6 protein-coding genes and 1 pseudogene are annotated in these 6,467 nt (G+C 72.6%); 5 read left to right on the top strand and 2 right to left on the bottom strand.

What is annotated here, in order from left to right; translation table 11 throughout:
- Positions 1–5 precede the first annotated feature (5 nt).
- The 3 genes from ABD993_RS31145 to ABD993_RS31155 are packed head-to-tail and all read left to right on the top strand — an operon-like array spanning position 6 to position 4,224.
- A complete protein-coding gene (locus ABD993_RS31145; RefSeq protein WP_345426385.1) occupies positions 6–1,601 on the top strand; it encodes an NADH-quinone oxidoreductase subunit M in 1,596 nt (531 codons plus the stop codon).
- A complete protein-coding gene (gene nuoN / locus ABD993_RS31150) occupies positions 1,598–3,196 on the top strand; it encodes an NADH-quinone oxidoreductase subunit NuoN (protein ID WP_345426371.1) in 1,599 nt (532 codons plus the stop codon). Before ABD993_RS31145 ends, nuoN begins: the two co-directional genes overlap by 4 nt.
- 29 nt (positions 3,197–3,225) lie before the next feature.
- Complete coding sequence (locus ABD993_RS31155; RefSeq protein ID WP_345426373.1) at positions 3,226–4,224, top strand: polyprenyl synthetase family protein; 999 nt, start codon at positions 3,226–3,228, stop codon at positions 4,222–4,224.
- Here ABD993_RS31155 and rarD read toward each other — a convergent pair.
- On the bottom strand, positions 4,200–5,114 hold the full coding sequence (gene rarD / locus ABD993_RS31160) for an EamA family transporter RarD (RefSeq protein ID WP_345426375.1): 915 nt from the start codon (positions 5,112–5,114) through the stop codon (positions 4,200–4,202). The genes ABD993_RS31155 and rarD overlap by 25 nt on opposite strands.
- Positions 5,115–5,276: 162 nt before the next feature.
- Here rarD and ABD993_RS31165 point away from each other — a divergent pair, with 162 nt between their 5' ends.
- Both ABD993_RS31165 and ABD993_RS31170 read left to right on the top strand, forming a co-directional pair.
- On the top strand, positions 5,277–5,804 hold the full coding sequence (locus ABD993_RS31165; protein WP_345426377.1) for an OmpA family protein: 528 nt from the start codon (positions 5,277–5,279) through the stop codon (positions 5,802–5,804).
- 46 nt (positions 5,805–5,850) lie between these two features.
- The gene (locus tag ABD993_RS31170; protein ID WP_345426378.1) at positions 5,851–6,246 is read left to right on the top strand and encodes a hypothetical protein; all 396 of its coding nucleotides are present in this window, start codon (positions 5,851–5,853) and stop codon (positions 6,244–6,246) included.
- Positions 6,247–6,318: 72 nt separating this feature from the next.
- Here ABD993_RS31170 and ABD993_RS31175 read toward each other — a convergent pair.
- A pseudogene (locus ABD993_RS31175) lies at positions 6,319–6,467 on the bottom strand (2-oxoacid:ferredoxin oxidoreductase subunit beta); the annotation flags it as partial.

Consider the following 6,467-nt stretch of genomic DNA (forward strand, 5'->3'; position numbering starts at 1 on the left):
GCCCCATGTTGATCATCCTGCTGCTCGTGCCGGTCGTCGGCGCGCTGCTGATGTACCCGCTGCGGCACAACGTCCCCGCGGCGAAGGCCACGGCGATGGTCACCGCGCTGGTCGAGTTCGTGCTCGTCGTGGTGATCTGGGTCGGCTACGACACCGCGGCCGCCGCGAGCGGCACCCGCTTCCAGTACGAGTTCTCCATCCCGTGGATCCCCGCGTTCGGCACGCACCTGGCCTTCGGGATCGACGGCATCGCGCTCGTGCTGATCGCGCTGACCGCGTTCCTGGTCCCCGGCCTGATGCTGTTCGCCTGGGCGGAGAAGCTCCCCGAGGGACGCACGGCGTCGGGCTACTTCGCCCTGCTGCTCGCCACCCAGGCCACGCTCGTCGGCGTCTTCACGGCCACGGACGTCTTCCTGTTCTACGTCTTCTTCGAGGCGATGCTCATCCCGATGTACTTCCTGATCGGGCGCTTCGGCGGCCCGAACCGGCAGTACGCCTCGGTGAAGTTCTTCCTGTACTCCCTGCTCGGCGGCCTGATCATGCTGGCCTCGCTGATCGGGCTGTACGTGACCAGCGGGAACATCCTGGGCCGGGGCACGTTCACCTGGTCCGAGCTGCAGGCCATGGCGGCGCAGGTCCCGACGTCGACCCAGATCTGGCTGTTCCTCGGCTTCTTCGTCGCCTTCGCGATCAAGGCGCCGCTGGTGCCCTTCCACACCTGGCTGCCGGACGCCGGTGCCGAGGCCCCGATCGTGGCCGCGGTCCTGCTCGTCGGCGTGCTGGACAAGGTGGGCACCTACGGGTTCCTGCGCTACTGCCTGCCGCTGTTCCCGGCGGCCTCGCAGGCGCTGGCGCCCCTGGTGATCACCCTCGCCGTGATCGGCATCCTCTACGGCGCGCTGCTGGCCGTGGGGCAGAAGGACATGAGCCGGTTCGTGGCGTACACGTCCATCGCGCACTTCGGGTTCATCGCGCTGGGCACGTTCGCCTTCTCCAGCCAGGCCTTCGCGGGCGCCACGCTCTACATGGTCAACCACGGCCTCTCCACCGGCATGCTGTTCGTCATGGTCGGCCTGTTGGTCGCGCGGGGCGGATCGCGCCTGATCAGCGACTACGGCGGCGTCTCGACGCTTGCGCCGGTGCTGGCGGGCTGCCTGCTGCTGGCCGGGATGAGCTCGCTCGCCCTGCCCGGGACGAACTCGTTCGTCAGCGAGTTCCTGGTGCTCGTGGGGTCCTTCCCGAACGAGCCGGTGGCCACGATCATCGCCACCGTCGGGATCATCTTCGCGGCGCTGTACGTGCTGTGGTTCTACCAGCAGACGATGCAGGGGCCGGTCCGCGGACAGGCGGTGCTGAACTCGCTGGAGCCCGCGGGCGGGCCCGGCGCGATGATCGACCCGGCCGTCGCCGCGAAGCGCGGGGGCGGGTTCCCGGACCTGACCAAGCGCGAGATCGGGGTGCTGGCCCCGCTGATCGTCGTGATCGTGGTGCTCGGGTTCTTCCCCGGCCCCGTGCTCGACGTGATCAACCCGTCCGTCCAGGCGACGATGACCGAGCTGGGTCTGACCGACCCCGTGCCGGTCGGAGGAGTGGCCCGATGACCCCGTTGGAAGCGCCCCCGATCGCCTACGGCGCCATCGCGCCGCTGCTGATCGTGCTGGGTGGGGCGTGCGTCTCCGTGCTGGTGGAGGCGTTCCTGCCCCGACACCAGCGCTGGCCCGCGCAGGTCGCGCTGACCGTGCTGGTCATCGCCGTGGCGGGGGTGACGCTCGGGGTCTACGCGGGTGGCGCGCCCGCCGAGGGCGTGGTCACGCTGGCCGCCGCCCTCGCCGTGGACATGCCCACGCTGTTCCTCTGGGGCACCCTGCTGGTCCTGGCGTTCGGCTCGATCCTGCTCATCGCGGACCGCTCGGTGGAGCCGGGCGGGGCGTTCGTGGCGAACGCCGTCGAGCGGGCCTCCGTGGGGGCCGCGCCGGGCACGACGACCGGGGGCACCGGAGTCGACCCGGAGCACGTCGACCGGTCCTACGGGGCGCTGGGCGAGGCCCCGACGATGCAGACCGAGGTCTTCCCGTTCACGCTGTTCGCGCTCGGCGGGATGATGGCGTTCGTCGCCTCGAACGACCTGCTCACGATGTTCGTGGCGCTCGAGGTCCTGTCGCTGCCGCTGTACCTGATGTGCGGGCTGGCGCGGCGCCGCCGGCTGCTGTCGCAGGAGGCCGCGGTCAAGTACTTCCTGCTGGGGGCGTTCGCCTCCGCGTTCTTCCTCTACGGCGTCGCGCTGCTCTACGGCTACGCGGGCTCGGTGCGGCTCAGCGCCATCGCGAACGCCGCGGTGGGCACCGACCGGTCGGACGCGCTGCTGTTCGGCGGACTCGCGCTGCTGGTCGTCGGGCTGTTGTTCAAGGGCTCGGTCGGCCCCTTCCACACCTGGACACCGGACGTCTACCAGGGCGCGCCCACGCCCGTGACGGCGTTCATGGCGGCCTGCACGAAGGTCGCGGCCTTCGGCGCCATCGCCCGGGTGCTCTTCGTGGCCTTCGGGTCGACCCGCTGGGAGTGGCGCGGGGTGCTGTGGGCCGTGGCGATCGCGTCCATGGTCATCGGCGCGGTGCTGGGACTCACACAGACCGATCTGAAGCGCATGATCGCGTACTCGTCCATCGCGCACGCCGGGTTCCTGCTGATCGGGACCATGGCCATCACCACCGCGGGGACGTCGGCGACGCTGTTCTACCTACTCGCCTACGGCTTCACCACGCTCGCGGTGTTCGGTGTCATCTCGTTGGTCCGGACGGCGGATGGCGAGGCCACGCACCTCTCCCAATGGGCGGGGTTGGCCAAGCGGTCACCGGTCCTCGCAGGCGTGATGACGTTCCTGCTGCTCGCCCTGGCCGGCATCCCGTTGACCAGCGGGTTCACCGCCAAGTTCGCGGTGTTCTCGGCCGCGCTGAGCGACGGGATGGCGCCGCTGGTGGTCGTCGCACTGGTGGCCTCGGCGATCGCGGCGTTCTTCTACCTGCGGATCGTCGTGCTCATGTATTTCAGCGACACGCCGGAGAACGGGCCGACGGTCACGGTGCCCGGCGCGTTCACCACGGTCGCCATCACCTTGGGCGTGGTAGTCACGCTGCTGCTCGGGATCGTGCCGACGCTCGTCCTGGACTGGGCGGGCGCGGGCGGGTTCACAGGGTGAGCGCAGGGTCGGGCTCGTAGGCTGTCGGGGTGGAGACGCAGAGTGTGGCGGGTGTGGAGCTCGCCGACCCGGACCTGGCCGTCGCGACGGCGCAGGGGCTCGACCGGGTGGAGCAGCTGCTGCACCGTGAGGTGCACAGCGAGTACCACTTCGTCAGCGAGACGTCCCTGCACCTGATCGACGCGGGCGGCAAGCGGTTCCGGCCGCTGTTCACGCTGCTCGCCGGACAGATCGGCCCGCACGGGGACTCCGCGGACGTGGTGCGGGCGGCGGCCGTCGTCGAGCTGGTGCACCTGGCCACGCTCTACCACGACGACGTCATGGACTCGGCCACGATGCGCCGCGGTGCCGAGAGCGCCAACCACCGGTGGGACAACACGGTCGCGATCCTGACCGGGGACTTCCTGTTCGCGCATGCCTCGCGGCTGGTCGCCGACCTCGGCCCGCAGGCGGTGAAGATCATCGCCGAGACCTTCGCCGAGCTCGTCACCGGGCAGATGCGGGAGACCCGCGGGCCCGCCGAGGGAGACGACCCGGTCCGGCACTACCTGCAGGTCATCGCGGAGAAGACCGGCTCGCTGATCGCGACCTCGGGGCGGTTCGGCGGGATGTTCTCCGGCTGCACGCCCGAGCAGGTCGAGTCGCTGCACCGCTTCGGCGCCACGATCGGCACGGCCTTCCAGATCTCGGACGACATCATCGACATCGCCTCGCCGTCGCTGGACTCGGGCAAGACACCGGGGACGGACCTGCGCGAGGGCGTGCACACGCTGCCGATGCTGCACGCGCTGGCGGACCCGGCCTGCCCGGAGCGCCTGCGTTCGCTGCTGGCCGCCCCGATCGACGCGGACGACGAGGTCGAGGAGGCGCTCGGCCTGCTGCGTTCCGGCCCCGGCATCCCGCGGGCCAAGGAGACGCTGGCGAGCTACGCCGAGGAGGCCCGCGCGGAGCTGGGCAAGCTGCCTGTCTGCGCGGCCGTCGACGCCCTGACCACGCTGACGACCTACACGATCGACCGCACGGGCTGAGGCCTCCGGGAGGACCGCACCAGGTCCACCGTGAAGATCGTCAGGGCCCCCCAGACCAGGCCGAAGCCGACCCAGCGGGTCGGCGGCATGGTCTCGTCGAGCACCAGGACGCCCCAGAGGAACTGCAGTGTGGGCGTCAGGTACATCAGCGTGCTCAGCACGGTGAGGGGGATCCGGCGGGCCGCGGCGCCGTAGAGCAGCAGGGGCAGCGCCGTGACCGGGCCGGAGAGCACCATCAGCGCCACGTGGCCGCCGCCGTGGTCGGTGAACGTGCCGTGGCCGGTCGCCTGCAGTACCCCGATGTAGGCGACGGCCAGCGGCGCGACGACCAGGCTCTCGGCGGTCAGGCTCGCGGTGGCGGGCAGCGCGACGGTCTTCTCGAGCAGGCCGTACACCCCGAACGCGCCCGCCAGCGCCAACCCCAGCCACGGTGGGCTTCCCGAGCCGATCCCGATCACCAGCACCGCCACGGTGGCGACGACCAGCGCCGCGACCTGCGCACGGCTCGGCCGTTCGCGCAGCACCAGGATGGCCAGCAGGGTGCTCACCAGCGGGCTGATGTAGTAACCCAGCGCGATGTCGACGACCCGGTCGACCGCGACCCCGTAGATGAACACGCCCCAGTTCACGGTGATCAGGGCCGCGGCCGCCGCCACCCGCGCCCGGCCGCCCGCCGACAGCGCCCGCAGGGCACCCCAGCCGCGCAGCAGCGTGAGCACGCCCGCCATCAGCACCGAGGTCCACAGCAGCCGGTGGGCGAGGACCTCGAGCGGGGCGGCGGGCTCCAGCAGCGGCCAGTAGACGGGGAACAGCCCCCACAGCACCGGTGCCGCCATCCCGACGGCGAGGCCGCCGCGGTCGAGCGGGGTGTGCGGGGGCGCGGAGGTCACGCGGCCATGAGAACACGGGCGTGCTCGCCACGCGTGTCCGCGGCGGCGATCGTCGTCCGCGGCCCGCAGGTGCCGAGTACGCCTCGACGGACCGCAGATGGTGATCAGGCGGGGGCATTGCGGGGGTCGATACGGTGGGTTCTCACGGGCGAGGAGGTGCGGGTGAGCGTCAGGCGGCGCGCGGCCCTCTTTGTTCTGGCCGCGGTGGCCGTGCCCGCGGCGCTCGCGGGTGTCGGGATGCTGTGGGTGCGTCCCGCGACGCCGCCGGTACCCGTCGCGAGCCCCGCCGTGCCGGGGGCGAGCCCCACGTCGACCACGGCGGGGCCCCCGACGCAGCCCGTCGTCGCACCGGTGGCGGCGCGGGTGGCGGGGATGCTCGCCGCCGACCCTCTGCTGTTCGACGGCGAACGGGCCGAGCTGCGTCCCGCCGTCGCGGCCACCGTGGACCGGATCGCCGCCCTGCTGGTGGCCGAGCCCGCGGCGCGGGTACGGCTCGTCGGGCACACCGCCGACCTGCCCGGGCCGCCCGCGCGCGCGGTGGTGCTGTCCCGGCAGCGGGCGGAGGCGGTGGCCGCGCGGCTGGTCGCGGCGGGGATCGACCCGGCACGGATCACGGTCGACGGCGCCGGGGAGACCGCGCCGCTCGCCACCCCGGAGGCCAGCAGGCGGGTGGAGGTCGTGCTCGGGTGAGTAGCGGTTCGGGTGCACGGAGCGACAACACGGTCGGAGGTGTCAGGTGGCGACTGTGTTCGCGCAGGTCTGGATGCTGTGTCTGCTCGCGTTCCTGCTCGGGGCGCTGGTGACCTGGCTGGCCGTCGCCCGGCCCCGGCGCGCGCCCGCCCCGCCCCCGATCGAGCCCGCGGAGTCGCTGGACCCGGTCCAGGCCGCGCAGGCTCCGCCGACGCCGCTGCCCGGCGTTCCGCGCCACGCCCGCACCGCGGCCGCGAACCCGGCCCTCGCCGAGCTGGACACGGCCCGCCGCCGCCCGCGGGTCGGCGCGCTGAACCGGTTGCGCCACGCGCCCCCGAGCACGGCGGCCCCCGAGATCCCGCGGCAGGCGGGGCCGGGCCCGCGCGGCCCGAACCTCTTCACCCCGCCGGAACCGCGCTCCCCGGAGCCGGACGAGTCCTGACCCGCAGGCGAGCGGAGGGCGGCTCGCGGGAGGTTCCGCGAGCCGCCCTCCGAGGGTGGCCGTGTCGCCGGGTCAGCCGGCGATGGTCCAGGTGTCGCGGCCGTTGAGCAGGGCCTGTAGGTCGGTGACCGGGTTGCGGTCCTTGGCCTGCTGGACCTGGGCGCGGGCGGCGTCGTCGTAGGTGGTGCGGTCGACGTTGCGGAAGATGCCGGTGACGGTGT

Origin of the sequence: Pseudonocardia xishanensis (assembly GCF_039541715.1) — a bacterium.
Taxonomy (GTDB): Bacteria; Actinomycetota; Actinomycetes; order Mycobacteriales; family Pseudonocardiaceae; genus Pseudonocardia; species Pseudonocardia xishanensis.

What these genes read in the sequence shown, in the direction of transcription:
- ABD993_RS31145 (WP_345426385.1), top strand. Translation starts at nt 6, where the DNA reads ATGTTGATCATCCTGCTGCTCGTGCCGGTCGTCGGCGCGCTGCTGATG.
- nuoN (WP_345426371.1), top strand. Translation starts at nt 1,598, where the DNA reads ATGACCCCGTTGGAAGCGCCCCCGATCGCCTACGGCGCCATCGCGCCG.